Annotated in this window: 15 protein-coding genes; 2 read left to right on the top strand and 13 right to left on the bottom strand. The window is 72.3% G+C overall.

Annotated features, from left to right (window positions below):
* Positions 1–155: 155 nt before the first annotated feature.
* The 4 genes from ABTW72_RS14190 to prmC all read right to left on the bottom strand — a co-directional run bounded on the left by ABTW72_RS14190 (position 156) and on the right by prmC (position 4,580).
* A complete protein-coding gene (locus ABTW72_RS14190; RefSeq protein ID WP_350858505.1) occupies positions 156–2,267 on the bottom strand; it encodes a transglycosylase domain-containing protein in 2,112 nt (703 codons plus the stop codon).
* 106 nt (positions 2,268–2,373) lie between these two features.
* Positions 2,374–2,985 carry an arsenate reductase/protein-tyrosine-phosphatase family protein gene (locus ABTW72_RS14185; protein WP_112677024.1) on the bottom strand — a complete coding sequence of 204 codons (612 nt, stop codon included), beginning with the start codon at positions 2,983–2,985 and terminating at the stop codon, positions 2,374–2,376.
* A complete protein-coding gene (locus ABTW72_RS14180; RefSeq protein ID WP_091406475.1) occupies positions 2,986–3,633 on the bottom strand; it encodes an L-threonylcarbamoyladenylate synthase in 648 nt (215 codons plus the stop codon).
* A complete protein-coding gene (gene prmC, locus ABTW72_RS14175; protein ID WP_091405903.1) occupies positions 3,633–4,580 on the bottom strand; it encodes a peptide chain release factor N(5)-glutamine methyltransferase in 948 nt (315 codons plus the stop codon). The genes ABTW72_RS14180 and prmC overlap by 1 nt, the downstream gene beginning before the upstream one ends.
* Before the next feature lie 73 nt (positions 4,581–4,653).
* On the opposite strand from prmC, the gene ABTW72_RS14170 reads away from it, so the two are divergent.
* Entirely contained in the window at positions 4,654–6,198 is a 1,545-nt protein-coding gene (locus tag ABTW72_RS14170; protein ID WP_350858501.1) for a GGDEF domain-containing protein, read from the top strand.
* Positions 6,199–6,304: 106 nt separating this feature from the next.
* Here ABTW72_RS14170 and prfA read toward each other — a convergent pair whose 3' ends face one another.
* Complete coding sequence (gene prfA / locus ABTW72_RS14165; protein WP_091405908.1) at positions 6,305–7,393, bottom strand: peptide chain release factor 1; 1,089 nt, start codon at positions 7,391–7,393, stop codon at positions 6,305–6,307.
* 133 nt (positions 7,394–7,526) lie between these two features.
* A complete protein-coding gene (rpmE, locus tag ABTW72_RS14160) occupies positions 7,527–7,751 on the bottom strand; it encodes a 50S ribosomal protein L31 (protein WP_030333150.1) in 225 nt (74 codons plus the stop codon).
* A 275-nt stretch (positions 7,752–8,026) separates the two neighbouring features.
* On the opposite strand from rpmE, the gene ABTW72_RS14155 reads away from it, so the two are divergent.
* Positions 8,027–8,923, top strand: coding sequence for a phosphatase domain-containing protein (locus tag ABTW72_RS14155; RefSeq protein ID WP_350858496.1), 897 nt, complete (start codon positions 8,027–8,029; stop codon positions 8,921–8,923).
* A 42-nt stretch (positions 8,924–8,965) separates the two neighbouring features.
* Here the strand turns inward: ABTW72_RS14155 and ABTW72_RS14150 are convergent, their stop codons facing one another.
* From ABTW72_RS14150 to thrC, 7 genes are all read right to left on the bottom strand, one after another.
* On the bottom strand, positions 8,966–12,460 hold the full coding sequence (locus tag ABTW72_RS14150) for a phosphodiester glycosidase family protein (protein ID WP_350858489.1): 3,495 nt from the start codon (positions 12,458–12,460) through the stop codon (positions 8,966–8,968).
* Positions 12,461–12,657: 197 nt separating this feature from the next.
* On the bottom strand, positions 12,658–14,811 hold the full coding sequence (gene rho, locus ABTW72_RS14145) for a transcription termination factor Rho (RefSeq protein WP_350858486.1): 2,154 nt from the start codon (positions 14,809–14,811) through the stop codon (positions 12,658–12,660).
* A gap of 297 nt (positions 14,812–15,108) precedes the next feature.
* Positions 15,109–16,053, bottom strand: coding sequence for a homoserine kinase (gene thrB, locus ABTW72_RS14140; protein ID WP_350858483.1), 945 nt, complete (start codon positions 16,051–16,053; stop codon positions 15,109–15,111).
* A 64-nt stretch (positions 16,054–16,117) separates the two neighbouring features.
* A complete protein-coding gene (locus tag ABTW72_RS14135; RefSeq protein ID WP_112583600.1) occupies positions 16,118–17,362 on the bottom strand; it encodes an MFS transporter in 1,245 nt (414 codons plus the stop codon).
* A gap of 11 nt (positions 17,363–17,373) precedes the next feature.
* Positions 17,374–18,192 (bottom strand): polysaccharide deacetylase family protein, encoded by an 819-nt coding sequence (locus ABTW72_RS14130; protein WP_350858480.1) that lies wholly within the window; start codon positions 18,190–18,192, stop codon positions 17,374–17,376.
* A 159-nt stretch (positions 18,193–18,351) separates the two neighbouring features.
* Positions 18,352–21,630: an efflux RND transporter permease subunit gene (locus tag ABTW72_RS14125; RefSeq protein WP_350858477.1), complete on the bottom strand. Its 3,279-nt coding sequence runs from the start codon at positions 21,628–21,630 to the stop codon at positions 18,352–18,354.
* A gap of 142 nt (positions 21,631–21,772) precedes the next feature.
* Entirely contained in the window at positions 21,773–22,822 is a 1,050-nt protein-coding gene (thrC, locus tag ABTW72_RS14120) for a threonine synthase (RefSeq protein ID WP_112625875.1), read from the bottom strand.
* Positions 22,823–22,876: the final 54 nt, after the last annotated feature.

Genomic DNA, 22,876 nt, shown 5'->3' with positions numbered 1-22,876 from the left:
CCCCGCTCCCCGCTCCCCGCTCCCCGCTCCCCGCTCCCCGCTCCCCGCTCCCGCGATCTTGCACTTTGTGTTGCCGATTTGCGGGCCTTGGCACGTTTTGTCACGGCAGAAAGTGCAAGATCGACGGGCGGGTCGGCGGCGGGGTGGGGCGGGGGTCAGTTGCCGGCCTGGGGTTGGGTCTGGAAGGCGGTCCGTTCGCTCGGCGGGACGAAGTCGCGGACCGGTTGGTCGCGCAGGGCGAAGGCGAGCACCTCGCCGACCGCGTTCACCATCTGCGCCTGCACCGCCTGACCGACAGCGTCCCGGGGATCGTCCGGGTTCGCGGCCATCGAGGCGACCGCGAGCTGCGGCGTGAACGCCACGACCGTCTCCGTCTCGTACCGTTCCGAACTGCCGGTCTTGCCCGCCACCGGACGGCCGAGCTTCGCCCGCAACCCGGGTGCGGTGGCGCCGTCGCAGCGCCCGTACATCGACTGGTCGCCGACCGGGCAGCGGGCCGCGTCGGTGGCCGCCCGCGCCACGTCGGGGTCGAGCACCTGTCGGCAGTCCGGCTTGGCGGCGTCGACCGGCCGGCCGCCCGAGTCGGTGATCGAGACCACCGGCAGCGGTGCACACCAGGTCCCCTCGGCCGCCACCGTGGCGTACGCGCTGGCCAGGTCCAACGGGGTGGTCGCGGCCACGCCCAGGGTGAACGGACCCCAGTCCTTCGCGCCGTAGCGGGCCAGCTTGGCGTCGGACTCGGCCCGCAGCACGATGCCGAGCCGCTCGGCCATCTCCACCACCCGGTCGGCGCCGACCTTCTCCGTGAGCCAGGCGAAGTACGTGTTCACCGAGCGACCGAACGCGCTCCACATGGTGCGGGGGCCGTCCATCGCCGACGGGCTGGCGTTCGCCGGGCACCACCGTCCGTCGCAGCTCGCCTCCCCGGTCACCGGGAAGCGGGTGAGCAACTGGGTCGGCGCCACGAAGTCGGTCGACAGCGGTAGGCCGGCCTCCAGCGCGGCCAGCAGGGTGAAGAGCTTGAACGTCGAGCCGCCCTGGTACCCCTCGATCGCGCCGCCGCCGGCGACCAACTGGTTGACGGTGTTCGGGCGGTTCTTCTGCCCGACCGGGTTGTCCGCCACGCTGTAGGCGCGGTTCACCGACATCGCCAGCACCCGCCCGGTGCCCGGTTGCACCACGGCGGTGGGCACCGCCTCGGCCCTGGTCTTCGGATAGATCTTCAGCACCTGCTCGGTGGTGGCCCGCTGCACTCCCGGGTCCAGCGACGACACGATGGAGAACCCGCCCCGGCGCAGCGCGCGCTGCCGCTCGTCGGCGGTCGCCCCGAACGCGGACTGGCTGCTCCACCAGCGGGTGAACCAGTCGCAGAAGAAGCCCCAGTCGTTGTGCGCGTCGGGTACGCCCGTGCAGTCGTTCGGGGTCTCGCTGGGCCGCAGTTGCAGCGGTTCGGCGCGCGCCGCCGCCGCCGCGTCCGCCGGCACCTGCCCCGACTCCACCAGCCGCTCCAACACGTACGACCGCCGGGCGACCGCGCTGTCGGCGTCTCCGTTGATCGGATCGTCGCTGTCCGGCGAACGCACCAGACCGGCGAGCAGTGCCGCCTGGGCCAGAGTCAGCTCGGCCGGGGAGCGGGAGAAGTACCGCTTGCTGGCCGCCGCGATGCCGTACGCCCCGGCACCGAAGTAGGCGATGTTGAGGTAGCGGGTCATGATCTCGTCCTTGTCGAGTTCCCGCTCCAACGCGAGCGCGTACCGCATCTCCTGGAGCTTGCGGACGGTGGTGAGTTCGGTGGCGGCGTCCCGCTGCGCCTCGGTCAGTCGGGGATCGTTGCTGAGCACGTTGCGCACGTACTGCATGGTCAGCGTGGAGGCGCCCTGCCGGGTGCGGCCGTCGCGCTTGTTGACGGTGAACGCGCGCACCACGCCCCGCAGGTCGACCCCGCTGTGCTGGTAGAACCGGACGTCCTCGGCGGCCACGATCGCCTGGCGCATCACGGGAGCCACCTCGTGCAGCGGCACGTCCACCCGGTCCTCCTGGTAGAAGGAGGTGATCAGGGTGGTGCCGTCGTTGGCGTAGAGGTTGGAGCGCTGCGCGGTGGGCGGCGTCCGCAGTGTGTTCGGCAGCTCCGAGTACGGCGTCGACAGGGCACTGAAGCCGATCCCGAAGACCAGGGCCGCGGGTAGGGCGGCGGCGGCCAGCACCAACCCGGCCAGCACTCCGGCGATCACCACGGTCAGCAGTTTGTCGAGTTGGGCCCGGATCATCAGCTCTCCCCGCAGGAGCCGGTCACGCTAGGACCCGTTCAGAATGACCCGGAACGCCCCTTTAGCCCTGGGTTTTCCCCAAACCCGGAGGAAACTCGCACCACGCTCAGGGCAGCAGCGCGCCGGCCAGCGGGTGGACCGTCTCCTCGATCTCGTCGGCGACCCGGCTGAAGCACTGGTCGCCACGACCCCACGGGTCGTCCAGATCATCGGTGGCCAGCGCCGAGGCGCCCAGCCGCGCGTCGTGAGCCGCCGCCACCAGGGCCACCCCCCGCGCGTACACGGCCTCCGGAGTGGCGTCACCCGGCGGCAGCGCGGCGGCGTCCACCGCGGCCAGCAGCCGGCCGAACTCGCCCAGCACGAACGTGCGGGCCGCCGCGTCCGGACGAAGCGCCACCACGTACTCCTGCTGGTCCGCCGTGGCGGTCAGGACCAGGTCGGCGGCGTCGATGTGGTCCGAGCGCAGCTTGCGCGCGGCGAACCCGGCCACCTCGCCACCACGGCCGGTGACCTGCCGTGCCGCCGGCGGATTCATCTCCTCGCCCGCGTGCCAGCCACCCGTGCCGGCGCTGTGGCTGTGCACCAACTCCTCGGCCTGGGCCGGGTCCTGCGAGCGCCGGGTCAGCCGCTCCCGCACCGCCAGGGCCAGCAGCCGCTCCGCCATCGGCGAGCGGCAGATGTTGCCCATGCAGACGTGCAGAACAGTGAACGGGGGCACTCAGACCGCCCGACCGTCGACGAGATCCGGAACCACGTCACGCAGCTTCTCCAGCGGGATCGCCCCGGCCCGCAGCAGCTGCGGCACCTCACCGGTCAGATCCACGATCGTGCTGGGCACCGGGTCCGGGCAGGGGCCGGCCTCCAGATAGGCCCGCACCGAGTAGCTGAGCTGGTCACGCGCCTCGTCGGCGGTGACCGCCGCCGGCTGGCCGGTCTTGTTGGCCGACGAGACCGCCATCGGACCGGTCTCGCGCAGCACCTCCAACGCCACCGGGTGCAGCGGCATCCGCACCGCCACCGTGCCGGTCTTGTCGCCCAGGTCCCACTGGAGGCTCGGCGAGTGCTCGACCACGATCGTCAGGGCACCCGGCCAGAACGCCTCGACGAGGTCCCGTGCGGCCGTGGGCAGCGAGAAGACCAACCCGTCCAGGGTGTGCCGCGAGCCGATCAGCACCGGCGGCGGCATCTGCCGACCCCGGCCCTTGGCATCGAGCAGCGCCTTCACCGCGTACGGGGTGAACGCGTCCGCGCCGATCCCATACACGGTGTCCGTCGGAAGAACGACCAGCTCGCCGTTCTTGACCGCCTCGATCGCCGCAGCGATGCCGCGGTCCCGATCGGCGGGCGACCGGCAGTCGTAGAGCATCACGAGGAGTCAGTCTGCCACGCCGCCCCGATCGGGGCGTGCTGGCCGTCCGCCCGTCGGGACGCGGTCGCGTAGCGGGGACGCCCGGTGAGGTCCAGATGCTCCGCGACAGCGGTGAAGCCGCCGTCCCTGGCGAGCAGCTCGGGCACCGCCGCGCCGTGGGTGTCGTCGTGCTCGACGCCGAACACGCCCCCCGGGCGCAACAGCACCGCCGCCCGGGCGACGACCGGTCGGATCACCACCAGACCGTCAGCGCCGCCGAAGACCGCCTCCGCCGGGTCGTGCCCGGCCACCTCCGGCGGGACCACCACGTCGTCCGGCACGTACGGCGGGTTGCAGAGCAGCACGTCCACCCGGCCCACCAGCTCGGCCAGCAGGTCCGGCGCTGTCACGTCGGCCTCGACGACCTCGATCGGCCGGTCCCCCGCCGCGGCGCGCTCCGCCGCGTTGCGCCGCAACCAGGCGAGCGCCGCCGGAGACCGCTCCACCGCGATCACCCGTGCTCCCGGCAGCTCCTGGGCCACCGCCAGGGCGATCGCGCCCGAGCCGCTACACAAGTCGACCACCACCGGGTCGGGCCGACCCTGGGCCTGCTCGACACCCCAGCCGGCCAACAGCTCGGTCTCCGGCCTGGGCACGAAGACACCCGGGCCGACCGACAGCTCCAGGTGCCGGAACCCGGCCCGACCGGTCAGGTGCTGCAACGGCTCGCGCGCGACGCGGCGGCGCGTCAACTCGTCCAGCCGCACCAGCTGGTCGTCGCTGAGGTCGTCGGCGAGAGCCAACCGACCCCGGGGAACCCCGAGCACGTACGCCGCCAGCAACTCGGCCTCCACCCGGGCGGAGCCGACCCCGGCGGCGGCGAGCGCGCGGGCCGCTCGGGCCACCGCGGCGGACGGCCGGATGGGGCCTGTCCCTTCGGGGGGGTGTTGCGGCAAAGTACTCACGACATAATCATGAAGCGTCGCGGGCGGCGTGACGAACAGGTGCGCCCAGGCGCGCACGACAGGAGGTTGGCGGGTGGGCTGGCTCGACCGGGTCGATGACCAGGTTGACGCCCTGACGCACGCCCGGGCGTTGCAGGAGGCCAGCCGCTCCGCGGAGGCGTACGTCCTGCTGGAGCGTGTGATCCGCACCACCAACGACCCGGCGGCGCGAGCGGACGCGATGGTGCAGCGCCTCTCCGCGCTGATCAATCTCGGTCGGACCGCGGAGTTCACCCGGGCCATCGAAGAGGCGTCGGCGGCGGTCCGCGACCTCGCCGAGCCCTATCTGCACGGTCACCTCAACGCGCTGGCCGCGCTCGCCGCGCACCACCAGGGCGCACTGGACCGCTGTGTCATGCACCTCGTCCGGGCGGCCCGGGCGCTGGGCGCCGTGGCCGACCCCGACCGGGACACCGCCTGGGGTTGGCACGACCTGGCCATGGCCTACAGCTACCTCAGCTTCCACGGGTACGCCCTGGGGGCCATCGAGCGGGCCCGGCAGCTCGGGCTGACCGCCGGAATCCCGGAGGAGACGTTCGCCGCGCCGGGCATCCGGCTGCGCAACGCCGTGGCCCTGGACCACAACGGCGACAGCGACGGTTGCCTGCGGGTGCTCCGGGACGTGGCCGCCGACCTCGCCCGCTTCGTCCGCGCCGGGCGGGCCGGCCAGCTACGCCCGAGCAGTCTCGCCGCGTACGGCTACGCGGCGGCCCGACAGGCCGCGCTCGGCGACCAGGTGGCGACCGAAGGCCCCGAGCCGGCCCGGTTGATCACCCACGGCGGGGACAGCGCCCGCGCCCGCGACCTGCGTCAGCTCGGGCAGGTGTGCCTCGCCGTCGCCGACGGTCGGCCGATCGAGGCGGTCGCCCGACTGGACACCGTCCAGGTTTCCAACGAGACGCTCGGGGCGGCCGAGCCGGCCCGGCTGCGCAGCATCGCGTTGACCCGCGCCGGGGACCACCTGACGGCGCACCGGGCCGACCGGCTGGCGTTCCGGCTCGCCGCGCAGCGCAACGACCGGCTGCGCGACGTCTACATCGACGGGATCGCCGCCCGCATCGACCACGAGGAGATGCGCCGCGAGGCGGCACGCTTCGAGGGCGAGGCGTTGACCGACCCGCTCACCGGGCTGCCCAACCGCCGCCGGTTGGAGCGCTACATCACGGCTGTGGTCACCCGCGGCGATCGAGTGGTGATCGGCGTCTGCGACCTGGACGGCTTCAAGGCGGTCAACACCCGGCACGGGCACCACTCGGGCGACCTGGTGCTGCAACGCATCGCCGGTGTGATCAACCGGGTGATGCGCCGGGGCGACTTCGTGGCCCGCTACGGCGGTGACGAATTCGTGGTGGTGCTGCCGGACACCGGCATGACCGAGGCCGCCGAGGTGGCCCGCCGGATCGAGACCGCGGTCCGCCTGGAGGACTGGGAGTCGTTGGTCCCCGGCACCCCGGTCGGGGTCAGCATCGGCTTCGCCGAGGTCTCCGGTGGCAGCGGGCTGCGCGACGCGCTCAGCGTCGCGTTCGAGCAGGCCGACCGCGAGATGCTCCGCGCCAAGACCCGCCCCCGCGCGAGCTGATCGCCCGGCGGACACTGGCGTCGATCAAGGAGTCGTGGTGCCTCGCGAAAACCCCGCGGTGTGACAATCCGCCCACCACAAGTCCATGATCGACGGGGGGCTGCGGTCAGCGGCGGGTCAGCTCGGTGTCGCCGGCGAGCCGGGCGGCCCGGTCGGCCTCGGTGAGGGCGTCCAGGACGCCATCCAGCTCGCCGCCGAGCGCCAGATCCAGGTTGTACGCGGTGTAGCCGATCCGGTGATCGGTGATCCGGTTCTGCGGGAAGTTGTAGGTGCGGATCCGCTCCGAGCGGTCCACGGTGCGCACCTGCGCCTTGCGCGCGTCCGAGGCGGCGGCGTCGGCCTGCTCCTGGGCGGCGGCGAGCAGCCGGGCCCGCAGGATCCGCATCGCCTGCTCCCGGTTCTGCAACTGGGACTTCTCGTTCTGGCAGGAGACGACGATGCCGGTCGGCAGGTGGGTGATCCGCACCGCCGAGTCGGTGGTGTTCACCGACTGACCACCCGGACCGGACGAGCGGAACACGTCGATGCGCAGCTCGTTCTGGTCGATGGTGACGTCGACGTCCTCGGCCTCCGGCAGCACCAGCACCCCGGCGGCGCTGGTGTGGATCCGGCCCTGCGACTCGGTCACCGGGACACGCTGCACCCGGTGCACGCCACCCTCCCACTTGAGCCGCGACCAGACGCCGTTGCCGCCGTCCGGCACACCCTTGGTCTTGATCGCCAGGGAGACGTCCTTGACCCCGCCGAGGTCGGAATCCTGCGCGTCGATCACCTCGGTGACCCAGCCGTGCCGCTCGGCGTACCGGGTGTACATCCGCAGCAGGTCACCGGCGAACAGCGCCGACTCCTCGCCACCCTCACCGGCCTTGATCTCGACGATCACGTCCTTGGCGTCGTGCGGGTCGCGCGGAATGAGCAGCTCGGCGAGCCGCTCCTCCAGCACCGGCAGGGACCCGGCGATGGCGTCCGCCTCAGCCGCGAAGGACGGGTCCTCGGCGGCCAGCTCGCGAGCCGCCGCCAGATCGGCGCGGGCCTGCTCCAACTCGTCGGCGGCCTTGTGCAGCGGCACCAGCTCGGCGTACCGGCGGCCGACCCTGCGCGCGGTGGCCTGGTCGGCGTGGATGGCCGGATCGGCCAACCGCTTCTCCAGCTCCGCGTACTCGTCGAGAAGGCCGGCCAGACGCTCGCTGCTCATGCTGCGGATGCTCCTTCGACGGTGCGCGACGACCGGGCCGGGGCCGGGGGGCCAGCGGCCGGGCGGAAATGGAGGAAAATGCGGACGGCGCCCGCGTCCGGCGAAAAACCGGACGCGGGCGCCGAACGAGGAGTTACTTGGCCTTCTTGGCCTGAACCTTGGCGTACTTCTGCTGGAACTTCGCGACCCGGCCGGCGGTGTCGAGAACGCGCTGCTTACCGGTGTAGAACGGGTGGCAGGCGCTGCAGGTCTCGGCGTGGATCGCCCCGCCCTTGGCGGTGCTGCGGGTCGTGAACGTGTTGCCACAGGAGCAGCTGACCTCGGTGGTCACGTACTCCGGGTGGATGTTTGCCTTCATCTCGCCTCGGTCCTCTCGTTGGTGGTCGCCGGGTCGCCGTCATCGCTCGTCGCGCCGTACGCGACGGGCTCGGGCGTGAACCGGAACCGGTGGCCGATTGACCAGTGTGCCATGGGCCTGAGCCGACCCGGTAGTCGGGCCGCACACCTCGTCCGGCATCGTCAACACGTGCCTACCCGTCCGCATTCCCGCCGCCTGGCGGGGCATTCGCGCACCCGGCGGATCGCCGCCAGGTACCCCGGCCGGGGTACGTCCGTCGAGCCGGAGGTGCGTCGATGACCCGCCTGATCGCCACCCGGGGTCTGCCCGCCTCGGGCAAGACGACGTTCGCCCGGACGCTCCAGCCGTCCGTGGTGCGGGTCAACCGGGACGATCTGCGCCGGATGCTGCACGGTGAACGGTTGTTCACCCAGTGGGCCGAGGCGCAGGTGACCGCCGTACAACAGGCTCAGGTCGAGGCGCTGCTGCGGGCCCGAACGGACGTCTGCGTGGACGACACCAACCTGCGCTCACGGACCCTGCGGGGCTGGGCCGAGCTGGCCGCCCGCCACGGCGCGGACTTCGAGGTGCACGACTTCACCGACGTGCCGCTGGACGAGTGCCTGCGCCGCGACGCCGCCCGGCCGGCCGCCGACCAGGTCGGCGCGGACGCGATCCGCCGGCTGCACGAGCGGTACCTGGAGGGTCGGGAGTTGCCGTTGCCGGTGCCGCAGGCCCGCACCGGACGCCCCGCCGTGGTGCACCCGCCGTCGACCGAGCCGCCGGAGATCGTCCTGGTGGACATCGACGGCACCGTCGCGCTGGCCGTCTCCCGCAGCCCGTACGACATGACCCGGGTGGGCCAGGACGAGCCGAACACGGCGGTGATCGCGGCGGTCCGGGCGATGCACGCGGCCGGGTACGGGGTGGTCTTCTGCTCCGGGCGGGACGCCTCCGCCCGCGCGGCCACCGAGGCGTGGCTGGCCCGGCACGTACGAGTGCCCTATCTGGGCCTGCACCTGCGGGCCGTCGGCGACTCCCGGAAGGACTCGATCGTCAAGCGGGAGATCTACGACCGGGAGATCCGGGACCGTTACCGGGTGGCGGGCGTCTTCGACGACCGTGTCCAGGTGGTCCAGATGTGGCGATCCCTCGGCCTCACCGTCTTCCAGGTGGCCGACGGCGACTTCTGAGGTGTCCGGACGGGCCCCGCGCGTGGGGCCCGTCCGGACAGTTCACCCGGTGACGGTGATGGTGGCCTCGGCACGGACGCCGTTGACCTCGACCGTCAGGCGTATCGGCCCGCCGGGCCGCAGTGCCGTCAGGGCGCCGGTGGCCGGGTCGAATCGGGCGGTGTGCCAGGGGCGCACCCCGGCCGCCGAGCCGACGTGCACTCCCGGCGAGGCCGACCAGTCGGCGCTGACCGGCGCGGCCACCGGGACCGTACGCCCGCCGGGTTGGGTCAGCGTGGCGGTGACCGCCGCGGGGGTGCCGACCGCGACGCTGGCCGGGGCGGCCACCGTGAGGCGGTCGGCGTGCGCGTGGAACTCCGCGTCCACCCAGCGCGGGCCCTCGGCGAGTGGGTTCCGGCGGGCCCGGTCGGCCTCGGCCGGGGTCACCGGGTCCACGCCGAACTCCGTCCAGCCGGTGAAGCCGCCCTGGTCGGCAGGGGTGGACGGCGTCTTGCCAGCGTTGCCGTTGATCACGTAAGGCACCCCGTCCACCCGGTCGGCGTGGAAGGTGCCGACGTGCCCGCCCACGAAGAGCGCGCCCTTGCCGGTGCGGTGCTGGAAGTCGGCCAGCCACTGCTCCAGCAGCGCCGCCTCCTTGCGGTCGCCGAGCTGGCTGGCCTGCGCCGGGCTGGGGTCGCGCGGCGGGTGGTGGTGCAGGACGACGACCGAACCCACGCGCCGGTCGGTGGCCGCCGCGTCCAGCGTCTCGCGGAGCATCCGTACCTGGTCGAAGCCACCGCCGCGCAGCGTCCCAGTGGACGAGTTCAGCGTGACGAACCGGGTGCCGTTGTGGTCGAACACCCGGGAGGTGGCACCGAACGCGGCCGCGAAGTTGCTGATCGGGGCGCCCATGATCTCGTGGTTGCCGGGCACGTAGTACCAGGGCAGCGCGTCGCCCAACTCCTCGTCGAGGATCCGCCGGGCCAGCGCGAAGTCGGCCGGGTAGGCGGTGTCCACGAAGTCACCGTTGATCAGGAGGAAGTCCGGTCGGGCCGCCCGCACCTCGCGCAACGTCCGCCGGGCCTGGGCGACCAGGTCGCTGTCCGGGTCGGCGGCGACGAACTGGGCGTCGGAGAGCACCGCGAACCGCCACGGCGCACCGTCCACAGTGCCGTCGCGGACCACCACCCGATCGGTACGCGGGGCCACCTGCGGCACGTCGACCGTCGGGGGCACCTTCGCCACCAGGTCGTCGATGATCACCTCGCTGGTGTACTGCGCCGCGGCGTTCGTCTCGGCCACGTAGAAGCGGCGTACCCGCACCGGGTACTGCACGCCGGCCGGCACCGCGAACTCCACGTACCGCCAGCCGGTCCAGGTGATCAGTGGGCCGCGCAGCACGTGCTGGGTGTCCTGGGCGTCGTGCAGGTGCAGGCTGGGCCACTCCCCCGTGCCGTTGCCGTGGATCCACATCCCGAAGGCCTGCGGCTGACCGGGCACCTCGATCCAGGCGGGCGGGTCGGCGTACGCGGCGCGCGTACCGGTGGACTGGCTGAAGTCGTACGACATGCGCAGGCCGGTGCCGGTGTGCCCGGGCGCCGGCGCGACCGAACCGCTGGCGCGGGCCTGGCTGAACCGCCAGGACGCGGCGTCGTCGAAACCGGCGACCGGCACGTCGGTCAGCCCGACGGTGACCGGCAGGACGGCGCTCGTGCGTCCGACGTGAACGGTCACCAGTCCCGAGCCGGTGTCCCGCACCGCGGCGACGGACAGGTTGCCGTCACCGGTGGGGGTGATCCGCAGCAGGTCCCGGTCGTAGTCGAGGGTGAGGTCGGCCGGCTCGATCGGTGCGGTGTTGCCTTCGGCGTCGTACCCGACCACGCCGACCAGGGCGTTACCGTCCCGGCCGGTCAGCCCGACCCGCGGCGCGGTGGTGCCGATCCGCGCCAGCGGGCCGAGCACCGTGAGGTTCAGCGAGCCGCTGGCCCGCCCCCGTGCGGCGGTGACCGTGCTGGCCCCTGGTGCGCCGGCGTGGAAGACACCGTCACGATCGACCCGACCACGTACCGCCGGTGTCGCCCGCCAGGTGGGCGCGCCGGCCGCCGGGCCGTACGTCTCGTCGTAGCCGGATGCGGTGAGAGTGCGGGTCAGCCCGGGGAAGACCCGGTCGGGCCGACCACCGCGCACCGGTGAGACGCCCGGGGCGGCGGTGGGGTCGCTGGCCGTCTCGACCCAGTAGCCGGTGAGTCGCCCGCTCCCCTTCGGGGCATAGATGGCCAGGCCGTTGGGCACGGCCCGCTCGCTGCCGTCGGAGGGGCCGTTCTCCAGCTGCACGGCGGGTGCGCCCGGCTCCCGGGCCAGCAGCGTGGACGATCCGCCACCATCCAGGTTGAGCGCGTGGTGGGCGCCCAGCTCGGCCATCATCCGACCCATCTCGGTCTGCGTCACGCCGCGGCTGTCGACCTGACGACCGTCCACCGTCAGCATGATCATCTTTTGACCGTCGGCGCTGAACCCGACGGCGGTGCGGGGGGCGAGGGTCGGGTCGGCGATGCTCTGCACGACGCCGTCGCGGACCAGGACGTTGCCGCCCCCGACCGCCGCGTGCAGGGTGCTGCCGTCGGAGGGCTTCGGCCGCCAGGCCACCGCCACCGGGTCACCGGGGCGCAGGCCGGCCAGCGCGTCCGCGCCGAGGTCGCGGCCGAGCAGCACGGTGCTACCTGCGACGATCGGTCCGCTACCGGCCACGCTTCCCACCGAGGCCACCCGACCGCCGGTCACGGTGACCTCGACCACCCGGGCCGCGCCCTCCACGGCACGCTGCCGGGAGTACGTCCCCCACAGCTCGGTGAAGGCGCCGACGCCGTCGGCCTGCACCATGTTGTTGAACTGGGTCAGCGGGACCGGCCCGCTGGGCAGGGTGGCGCTGCCGTCGAAGTTCACCTCGATCACCCGTCCGAGCCCGTTCGTGGTGACCGCCACCGCGTTGCGGTGACCGCTGACCCCTGACTGGATCAGCTCGCCGTTCCGGATGCCGACACCCTGGGCCGCGCCGGAGTTGTTGATGTCGAAGAAGTCGCCGTTGACAGCGGCGACCGCGTGCGACTGGTCCACCGCCTTTCGCAGCGGCTCGGCTCGGCTGACCGCGCCGGAGTTGACGTAGTCGACGGTGGAGCCGCCGGCCAGGTCGGTGGTGAGCGCATCGGCGCGCAGCCAGCCCTCGGCGTCGTACCGGTCGAAGGACGTCAGCTGCACGCCCGGCGCGACCGGCCGGGTGGCCTTCGTGGTCTCCAGCCCGCCGGCCGGCTCCAGACCACCAGCGTCGGCGGTCGGGGCGGTCGCGACTGTCGGGGCGGCGGCCAGGCTGACCGAGCCGGCCGGGCGGGAGGACGCGGGCGGCGCGTCCTCGGCGATGGTGGGTGAGGCCAGGGACGATGAGGCCACGGTGGGCGGGTCGATGGTGGGCGCGGCGGTGGCCGGCGGCGACAGGGCCAGGGCGAGCAGCGGCGTCAGCAGCAGGACGCCGGTACGGCGGGCGGATCGTCTGCGGGTACGCATGGACCACAGTCAACCCGGCAATGAATAGAAGTTTCAATACCTGTCGACTGAACCGAAGGAAAATTCCACTACCTCGCGGCCGTGGGCGTCATCTCCCGACCGCTGCGGCTCCCGCCGACCGCGGGTGTCGGACCCGGGGACATGACGAAGGGGCACGGCCGCGATGGCCGTGCCCCTTCGTCGTCACCCGGGGATGGTTACTCCCCCGGCGTCGACTTCGCGATCTGCATCAGGAACTCGATGTTCGTGCGGGACTGCTTGAGCCGGTCCAGCAGGAGATCCATCGCGGCCTGCGAGTCCAGCGAGTGCAGCACCTTCCGGAGCTTGTGGATGATGGCCAGCTCTTCCGGTGCGAGCAGGACCTCTTCCTTACGCGTACCGGACGGGTTGATGTCGATGGCCGGGAAGGTCCGCTTGTCGGCGATCTTCCGGTCCAGCTTCAACTCGGCGTTGCCGGTGCCCTTGAACTCCTCGAAGATGACCGTGTCCGCCATGGACCCGGTCTCCACCAGCGCCGTGGCGATGATGGTCAGCGACCCGCCGTTCTCGATGTTGCGGGCCGCGCCGAGGAAGCGCTTCGGCGGGTAGAGCGCGGTGGAGTCGATACCACCCGACATGATCCGACCGCTGGCCGGCGCCGCCAGGTTGTACGACCGACCGAGCCGGGTCACCGAGTCGAGCAGCACGACGACGTCGTGTCCAAGCTCGACGAGGCGCTTGGCCCGCTCGATGGCCAACTCCGCCACCGTGGTGTGGTCCTGCGGCGGACGGTCGAACGTGGCCGCGATGACCTCGCCCTTGATCGACCGCTGCATGTCGGTGACCTCTTCAGGCCGCTCGTCCACCAGCACCACCATCAGGTGGCACTCCGGGTTGTTGCGGGTGATCGCGTTCGCGATCGCCTGCAGCACCATCGTCTTACCCGCCTTGGGCGGAGACTGGATGAGTGCCCGCTGGCCCTTGCCGATCGGCATGACCAGGTCGATGACCCGGGTGGTCAGGATGTGCGGCTCGGTCTCCAGCCGCAGGCGCTCCTGCGGGTAGAGCGGGGTGAGCTTGTAGAACTCCGGACGACGCCGGGCCTCCTCCGGCTCCATCCCGTTGATCGTGTCCAGCCGCATCAGCGGGTTGTACTTGTCGCGCCGCTGGTCGCCGCTGTTGCCGCCCTCGCGGGCCGCCCGCACCGCACCGGTGATCGCGTCACCGCGGCGCAGGCCGTACTTCTTGATCTGGGACATCGAGACGTACACGTCGTTCGGGCCGGCAAGATAGCCGGTCGTCCGCACGAAGGCGTAGTTGTCGAGCACGTCGATGATGCCGGCCACCGGGACGAGTACGTCGTCCTCGTTGACCTGCGGCTCACGCCCGCCAGTGTCGGCACCGGTCTCGGTGCGCTCGCCGCGCCCGCGGCGACGGTCCCGGAAACGGCTGCGCCGGCCGCGCCGGCCGCCGCCCTCGTCGTCGTCGTCGCTGTCCCGCTCGGCACGCTGACCACGGTCGTTGCGGTCGTTGCGGTCACCGCGGTCGGGTCGGTCGTTGCGCTCGGCCCGCTCGCCCCGATCGGAACGCTCGCCCCGGTCGTTGCGTTCGGCACGCTCGCCACGATCGGCACGCTCGGTCCGGTCGTTGCGCTCGCCCCGGTCGGCACGTTCGCCACGATCGGCACGCTCGCCACGATCGGCACGCTCGCCCCGATCGGCACGCTCGCCCCGATCGGCACGCTCGCCCCGGTCGGCACGCTCGGTCCGCTCGCCCCGATCGGCACGCTCGGCGCGCTCGGCGCGCTCCGGACGCTCGGCCCGGTCGCGGCGGTTCTCGCCACGGTCGGCACGCTCGCCGGCTTCCGCCTCGTCGGTGCGCGCCTCGGTCGCACGCGTCTCAGTAGCCCGCGCCTCGGTCGCCCGCGCCTCAGCGGGGCGAGCCTCGGTGGTACGGGCCTCCGCCGTTGCGGTCCGGCTCCGCCGGGTGCGGCTACGGCCCTCGGTCTCGGCGGCCGGCTCGGCCGGCGCCTGCTCGGCACCGCGTCCTTCGGCTGCCGGCCGGTCGGCGGTCTCCCGCACCTCGGCGCGCACCCCCTCACGGGTCGGGGCGGCCGCGGCCGCGACCTCGGCCCGTGGTCGAGGGGTCCCGGCGGCGTTGCCGCCCTGCCGCTCGGAAATCGCGGCGATCAGCTCGCCCTTGCGCATGCGAGCCGTGCCGGAGATGCCGAGCGACGCAGCCAGGCTCTGCAGCTCTGGCAGCAGCATCGCCGACAGACCGGTGCCGCTACGCCGACGACGGGCGGGAGCGGCGGCGGTGGCATCGCCAGCGACGTTGGAAACATCCGACGTCACGTCGGTGGTGTCGCTCAATGGATTCCTTCCCTCGATAAGGCCGGGACTGCCCGGAGTCGGAGCTCAGGTGGCCGGGCGGCCTCGGTGCACCCGCCTCGCAAGGACGCGTCGCGGGAGTCTGTGACACAGCAGCCGGTCGGTATCCCGACTCACCAACGTCGGTGAGCAGGTCTCGCCGTCTGCGGCGACCTGTGGAAACTGCGGTGCGGCGTGGGCCTTTGGCAGGGGTAGACGGGCTGACCGCCGAGAGCTTCGGGGGTGCGCCGCCCCGCAGGAGATCGCGTGCTTCGCGGCTGTGCTAGGTCTAGAGCGTAATCAACTCTTCCGACCTGCGGCAACAGGGTCCCGCTCGGCGTGTCCAAGTCTACCCCGAGCGACCCGCGCGCCGCTGACGTCTATCGGTAACTGCCAGATCTCCCAGTCTGTTCCCACTGGGAAGCCCGCTGGAGGCTGGCTGAGCGCCAGCACAGTCGGCCCCGCCCCACTGACCACAGCCGCCACATCAGCCGCTCGCAACGCGCTGACCAGGGCAGACGTGCCCGGCATCCCGGTTGCACGGTAATCCTGGTGGAGTCGGTCGACGGTGGCCGGCAGCAGCAGGGTCGGGTCCGTGGTGAGCGCGTGCACCAGCAGTGCGGCCCGCCCGGCGGTCAACGCGGCGTCACCGTGCGGCACGGTTGCCGGCAGAGCCGCCCGCGCGGTGGCGGTCAAACCGCGTTCCGCCGGAACGAAAACAGTGGGCCGCACCGCGGCGGCGACCGGCAGGGAGACCGCCCGGGCGCCGCCCGGCTCGGACCAGGCCACTGTGAAACCGCCGAGCAGGCACGGCGCCACATTGTCGGGGTGGCCCTCGATCTCGGCGGCCAGCCGCAGCGCGCCGGCGTCGTCGAGGCGGTGCTCCCCATCGACGACCAGGGCGCGGGCCAACAGCACCCCGGCGACGATCGCGGCGGACGAGGAGCCCAGCCCACGGGCCTGGGGGATCCGGTTGACGCACTCCACGCTCAGCCCCGTGGGGTGGGCCCCGAGCACGTCGAACGCGGCGCGCATGGCTCGCACCACCAGGTGCCGGTCGTCGTCGGGCAGCTCACCGGCGCCCTGCCCGGTCACTGTCACCCGGACACCACCCGAGGCGACCTCGGCGGCCACGTCGTCGTAGAGCCCGAGGGCGAGACCCAGCGCGTCGAAGCCCGGGCCCAGGTTGGCGCTGGTCGCCGGGACGCGGACCCGGACCGGCTCGGCGGTGAAGTTCGTCGGCACGCGCTCATGCTAGGGCTCGGGACCGACGAACCGGTCCCGCGCCCGCTGCCTGGGACCGCGGAGTTCAGCCGGCCGGGTCCGGCACCGGCTCGACGGCCGGATCGGTGAGCGACAGCCGGCGGGTGGCGATGCGCCAGCCGACCGCGTACACGAGGGTGATCAGACCGCAGCCGGCGAGCACCACCCGTTCGTCGACCGAGTCCACCACCAGGGCCACCGCCAGTTGACTCACCGAGATCGCCAGCGTCGCCAGCATCATGTCGGTGGCGAAGACGCGGCCCCGCAGCCGGTCCGGAACTTCGCCCTGAAGGGCGAAGTTCGACATCACCCAGTTGCTGCCACCCGCGAAGTGCGCCACGAAGACCAGCAGCAGCACCAGCGGGAACCATCGCACCACCGAGGTGCCCAGGTAGGACAGGCCGTAGAGCGACATGGACAGCGCGAGCCCGGGCAGCAGCCAGGCCCGGTTGGTCAACACCCGGCGCATCAGGATCGGCCCCACCAACGCTCCCGCGCCGCGTACCGCGAAGAGCAGTCCGGCGCCGAGCGGGCCGACACCGTACACGCCGGCCAGCAGCGGAAACACGGTCAGCACGCCGTTGCCCAGGCCCACCGCGGACTTGACCGTGACCAGCGCGAGCACCCGGGGGCGGTGACCGATGTAGCCGAGCGCCTCGCGGACCGCCGACCAGGTCCGCTGGGCTGGTTGGTCGGCGTCCCGGGGCGCCTGCAACGGCCGGCGGATCCGGGTGGCGAGGGCCGCGGCCGCCGCCAGGCCCGCCGCCGCCACCCAGAAGCAGACGTACGGGCCGGCAGCGGTGCTGAGCACCCCGCCGAGCGAGGCACCGACCACGGTCATGGTGCCCCAGGCCGAGCCGGCGACGGCGTTGCCCGCGGCGAGTTCGTGCGGCTCCAGCACGTTGGGCAGGGCGGCCTGGGCGGCCGGCGAGTAGAACGCCTTGGCGACCGCCACCACGCCGATCGCGACCAGCGCCAGCCAGGCCGTTCCGGCGTTGCGCACGCCGAGCAGCAGCAGCACGCCCGCCAGCGCGGCCACGTTCGCGGCGATCATGATCTTCCGGCGGTCGAAACGGTCGGCGATCGTGCCGGTGTACGGCAGCAGCAACGCCACGATGCCGGTGTCCACCGCCAACACCAGCGCGCCCCAGACGCCGCTGCCGGTCAGGTGCGGCAGCAGCACCAGCAGCGGCACCATGACGAACCAGTCGGCGCCGAAGACCACCAGTTCGGCGAGGAACAGGTTGCGGAAGCTCCGATTGCCGGTCAGAACCGAGAGGGTGGACGCCACGGAGCGCGACCCTACCTGGTCGTCGTCGAAGCCATACCTGCTCCCAGCAGCGCCGAGACCGTGACGAAGGTGTAGCCGCGCGACCGTAGCCCGTTGATCATGTCGGTCAGCCCCCGCAGTGCGACCAGCCGTCGGCGCGCCCCCACGTCGTGGCCGAGCACGATCGTTCCCGGTCGGACCGCGGCCACGATCCGTTGAGCGTGACCGGCTGGGTCGTCGGGGAACTCGCGCTCCACCATCTGCAACGACCAGAGCACCAGCCGATAGTCCAGCCGGGCCGCCGCGTGCAGCACCGCCCCGCCCAGGTGGCCGTACGGCGGGCGGAGGAGCGCCGGCGGCACCCCGGTCAGGTCGGCGATCGCGTCGTGACTGCGGTGCAGGTCGTCGTACGCCTCGGCGGCGTTCAGTTCGGCCAGGTCCCGGTGCTCCCAGCTGTGGTTTCCCACCTCGTGCCCGACGAGCCGGTCCCGGACGACGTCGGCGTGCCGGCGGACCTGCGCCCCGACCATGAAGAAGGTGGCCGGGACCCGGTGCTGGGCCAGGGTGTCGAGCACCATGGGAGTCCACTGTGGTGCCGGGCCGTCGTCGAAGGTGAGGGCTACCAGGCGCTGGTTGGTCCGCCCCGACCAGACGACCTCCAGCGCGCCGGAGCCGACACCCTGCTGACCGTTACCGAGGGTGGTGCTGGCGGGGCCGCCAGCGATCGGCATCCGGCGATGCTTGGCCCGCCACGCCTCCGACGTCCCGGCACCGATGGCCACACCGCCCGCCACCATCAGGCCACGGCGCAGCAGGTCGCGTCGCCCCCACCCGCGCGCGCCCTCGGCCATCCGCCCGCCCCCGCTTCACCCACACCCCCACCTGCCTACGAGGAGTATGCAAGAAGTCACACAAAGTATGGGCCGTCGCGTCGGAGTGTTATCGGTCGAATCAACCTGGAACGCCCCCGGCGAAAATCCGCCGGGGGCGTTCCGAAACCGGGCCGCGACCTACTCGGTCGGCTCCGCCGGAGGCAGTGGCGAGGTACGGCTACGCGGCAGCCGCAGCACCTCGAACTGGTCCGTGCCCTCCACCAACGCGGCCGACGGCGCGGGTCGCCCGGCCGGCTGCACACCCTCGGCCGCGACCGGGGCGGGCGCGCCGCTCGGCACCGCGACCTGGTTCGGCGCTGGCACCTCGTCGGTCTCCGTCGTGGTCGCCTCCGACCGTCCGGTGCGCCGCCGTGCGCGCCGAGCCCGCAGCGACTCCTTGGTGTGCTCCACCATCGTGTACAGCGTCGGCACCAGGATCAGCGTGAGCAGCGTCGAGCTGAGCAGACCACCGATCACCACCACCGCCAGCGGCTGAGAGATGAAGCCGCCCTCACCGGTCAACCCGAACGCCATCGGCAGCAGCGCGAAGATGGTCGCCACCGCCGTCATCAGGATCGGACGCAGCCGGCGACGGCCACCTTCGACCACCGCCTCCCGAACCCCCATGCCCTGCGCCCGGTACTGGTTGATCAGGTCGAGCAACACGATCGCGTTGGTCACCACGATGCCGACCAGCATCAGCACACCGATCAGCGCCGGCACACCGAGCGGCGTCCCGGTGATCAACAGCAGACCGATCGCACCGGTCGCCGCGAACGGGATGGAGATCAGCAGGATCAGCGCCTGAGTGAGGCTGCGGAACGTGGCCACCATGATCAGGAAGACGATGGCGATCGCGGCCAGCACCGCCAGCCCCAGGTCCGCGAAGGCATCCGCCTGATCCGCGCTGACACCACCGATGGTGAAGCTCGCACCCGGCACGTTGATGCCGTCCAGCCGCTTCTGCAACTCCTGGCTGGTCGCGCCCAGGTTCGAGCCGGTCGCCGCGCCGGTCACCGACACGCTGCGCTCGCCGTCGATCCGGGTGACCTGCTGCGGGCCTTCGCCCTGGGTGACCTGCGCGATGTCGCCCAGCTTCACCGGACCGACCGGCAGTGCCCGCAGCGCCTGCACGGTCATCGGCGGCTGCGTGCCCAACCGCAGCACCACGTTCTGCTGCTGGCCGTCGAGCGCGACCTGGCCCAGCGGTGCTCCCCGGAACGCCTGCGACACGAGCTGCCCCACGGCAGCCTCGGTGAGCCCGACCCGACCGGCGGCGACCCGGTCGACCACCACGTCGACCCGCGGCACCCGCGCGGCAAGGCTGGTGGAGACGTCCTCGACGTCCGGGACCCCGGCCATCGCGGCCCGCGCCTCCTCGGCGGCCCGGGTCAGCGCCTCCGGGTCGCTGGCCTGGACGATCACCTCCAGCTGGCTGGTCGACGCCTCCTGCCCGCCACCGAAGCTGATCTCACCCACACCGGCGCCGAGCTTGTCGAACTCCTTGCGCAGCACCTCGCGCATCTGCTTCGCGTCGGTGTCACCGTCGAGCGCCAGCGACCAGCTGGCGACGTTGTTGCCGCCGCCGCCCGCCCACGGGTTGTCCCCACCGCCCGCGGTCACCTGGTACGTCTCGACGCCGTCGGTACGGGACAGCACCGACTCGACCTGCTTGGCCGCCGCGTCGGTGGCCGCCAGGCCACTGCCGGCCGGCAGCTCCTGGCTCATGTTGAGGGTGTCCTGGCCGGAGTCGTCCAGGAAGTTGGTCTCCAACTTCTGCGCCAGACCGAAGGTGCCGAAGAGCACCAGCAGGCCGAGCCCGACGGTGATCCAACGGGTCGACCGCTTGCGAGTGGCGAACCCGATCACCGGCAGGTACGCCCGCTGCAACGGGCTGCGCAGCTCCTTCTCCTCCGCGGCGTGCCGTACCGCCTCGTCGTCGGCGGTGCCGCCGCGCGGCTTGAGGAACCAGTACGCGAGGACCGGGATCACGGTCAGCGACACCAGCAGCGAGGCGAGCAGGGCCACCGTCACGGTGATCGCGAACGGCGCGAAGAGCTGACCCACGAACCCGCCGACCAGCGCGATCGGCGCGAACACCGCCACCGTGGTGAGGGTGGACGCGGTCACCGCACCGGCGACCTCCCGGACGCCGGTGATGATGGCGTGCCGTTTCTCCTCGCCGTACTCCAGGTGTCGTTTGATGTTCTCGAGGACCACGATCGAGTCGTCGACCACCCGACCGACCGCGATGGTCAACGCGCCGAGGGTGAGCAGGTTGAGCGAGTAGTCACCGATCCACAGGGCGATCAGCGCCACCAGCACGGAGAGCGGGATGGAGACCGCGGTGACCACCGTCGAGCGCACCGACAGCAGGAAGACCAGGATGACGATGACCGCCATCACCAGGCCCAGGAGACCCTCAGTGGTCAGCGACTCGATCGACTTCTCGACGAACGGCGCCTGGTCGAAGACCACAGTCAGCTCCGCGCCGGAGGCGTCCTTCAGGTCGTCGAGCCGGTCCCGGATCTCGTGCGAGATCTCCACGGCGTTGCCGTCCGGCGCCGCGGTGACCGCGATACCGAGGCTGTCCTTGCCGTTGGTCCGGGTGATCGCCGTGGCCGGGGCGAGCTGCTGCTCGACCGTCGCCACGTCACCGAGGCGAACGGGTGCCGCGGCCGGGGCGACCACGATGCCGCGCAGCTCCTCAAGGGTGGAGATCGGGGTGCCGACCTGCACCGGGAGGGCCAGCGCGCCGTCGGTCACCGCGCCGGCCGGAACCGCCACGCCGTTGGTCTTCAGCGCCGCGCCGATCGCCGTCGGCTGGATCTTCGCGGCGGCCAACTTCGCCGGGTCCGGGGTGACCACCACGACGTCGTCGCGGGTGCCGGTCACCTCGACAGTGCGTACCCCCTCGATGCCCTCCAGCTCCGGCACCACTGTCGCGCGCAGCTTCTCGGCGAGCGCCCGCTCGTCCGCTGTGCCGGCCGCTGCCAGCACCACCGCCGGAAGATCGTCGGTACTACCCGCGATGACCTGCGGGTCGACGTCCTCCGGCAGTTGGGCGTCGATCCGGCTCAACGCGGTCTGCATCTTGTTGACCACGTCGTCGAGGTCGGTGCCGAACTCGTACGTCACCTGGACGGTGGCCGCCCCCTCGCGCGAGGTGGAGGTGACCTGGTCCAGCCCCGGGATGCCCTGGAGGGCGTTCTCGATCGGCTCGGTCACCTGCGACTCGACGATCTCGGGGCCGGCGCCGGGGTAGGGGGCCACGATGAACGCGGCCGGGAACTCGAGCGACGGCAGCAGTTGCTGCTTCAGCGACGGCACGGCGAACACTCCGAACACCGTGGTCACCACCGCGATGAGAGCAATCAGCCCTCGGTTGGCGAGGCTGAATCTGGCAAGCAGCGACATCGGCCTGGCTCACTCCTGAACGAGAATGCGGGCGGGGATACCCGAAAGTGTGCCGGACTCGCATACCCCGACCCCCGCCGCCCCCGGGCCGCACCGCCGTTCAGCTACCCGCCGTCGATCACCGCCCCGGACGGCGGCGCGCTCAGGCCAGGTCGAGGGCGCGCGCCGCGGCCAGCGGGTCGTTCGCGATGGTCACCGGCGCCGGCGCGGTGGAGATCGCCCATTCCGGGTCCTTCAGCCCGTGGCCGGTCACCGTGCAGACCACCGTGGAACCGGGCGGCACCGCGCCCGCCGCGGCCTGCTGCAACAGGCCGGCCACGCTGGCCGCGCTGCCCAGCTCGACGAAGACCCCCACCTCACGGGCGAGCAGACGGTACGCGGAGAGGATCTCCCGGTCGGTCACCGACGCGATCAGGCCACCGGAGGCGTCCCGCGCATCCAACGCCTTGGTCCAGCTCGCCGGGTTGCCGATCCGGATCGCGGTGGCGATGGTCGACGGCTCCGGCACCACCTGACCGGTCACGATCGGGGCCGCCCCGGCGGCCTGGAAGCCGTACATCTTGGGGGTGCGGGTGGTGGCGCCGGCGGCCAGCTCCTCCGCGTATCCCATCCAGTACGCGGAGATGTTGCCGGCGTTGCCGACCGGCAGGCAGTGGATGTCGGGCGCGTCACCGAGCGCCTCGACGATCTCGAAGGCGGCGGTCTTCTGGCCGTGCAACCGGTCGATGTTGACCGAGTTGACCAACGCGACCGGGTAGTCCTGGGCGAGCTTGGCGGCCGTCGCGAGGCAGTCGTCGAAGTTGCCGTTCACCTGGAGCAGCTTCGCGCCGTGCACCAGCGCCTGGGCCAGCTTGCCCAGCGCGATCTTGCCCTGCGGCACCAGCACGGCGCAGGTCAACCCGGCCCGGGCCGCGTACGCCGCGGCGGAGGCGCTGGTGTTGCCGGTGGAGGCGCAGATGATGGCCTTGTTGCCGGCCTCGACCGCCTTGGACACCGCGAGGGTCATCCCCCGGTCCTTGAAGGAGCCGGTCGGGTTGGCGCCCTCCACCTTGAGGTGCACGTCGCAACCGAGCCGGGCGGACAGCACCGGCGCGGGCAACAGCGGGGTGTTGCCCTCGTGCAGCGTGACGACCGGCGTGGCCGCGGTGACCGGCAGCCGATCCCGGTACGCCTCGATCAGACCCCGCCACATGTCGCTCTCCTCGCCTCTACCGCCGCGCCCAGCCGATTGTCAGGGCCACCTTGG

This window comes from Micromonospora sp. NPDC127501 (genome assembly GCF_040302185.1).
Classification (GTDB): domain Bacteria; phylum Actinomycetota; class Actinomycetes; order Mycobacteriales; family Micromonosporaceae; genus Micromonospora.
The sequence above is the reverse complement of the archived record's forward strand: the minus strand, read 5'-3'. Positions and strand labels throughout refer to the sequence as shown.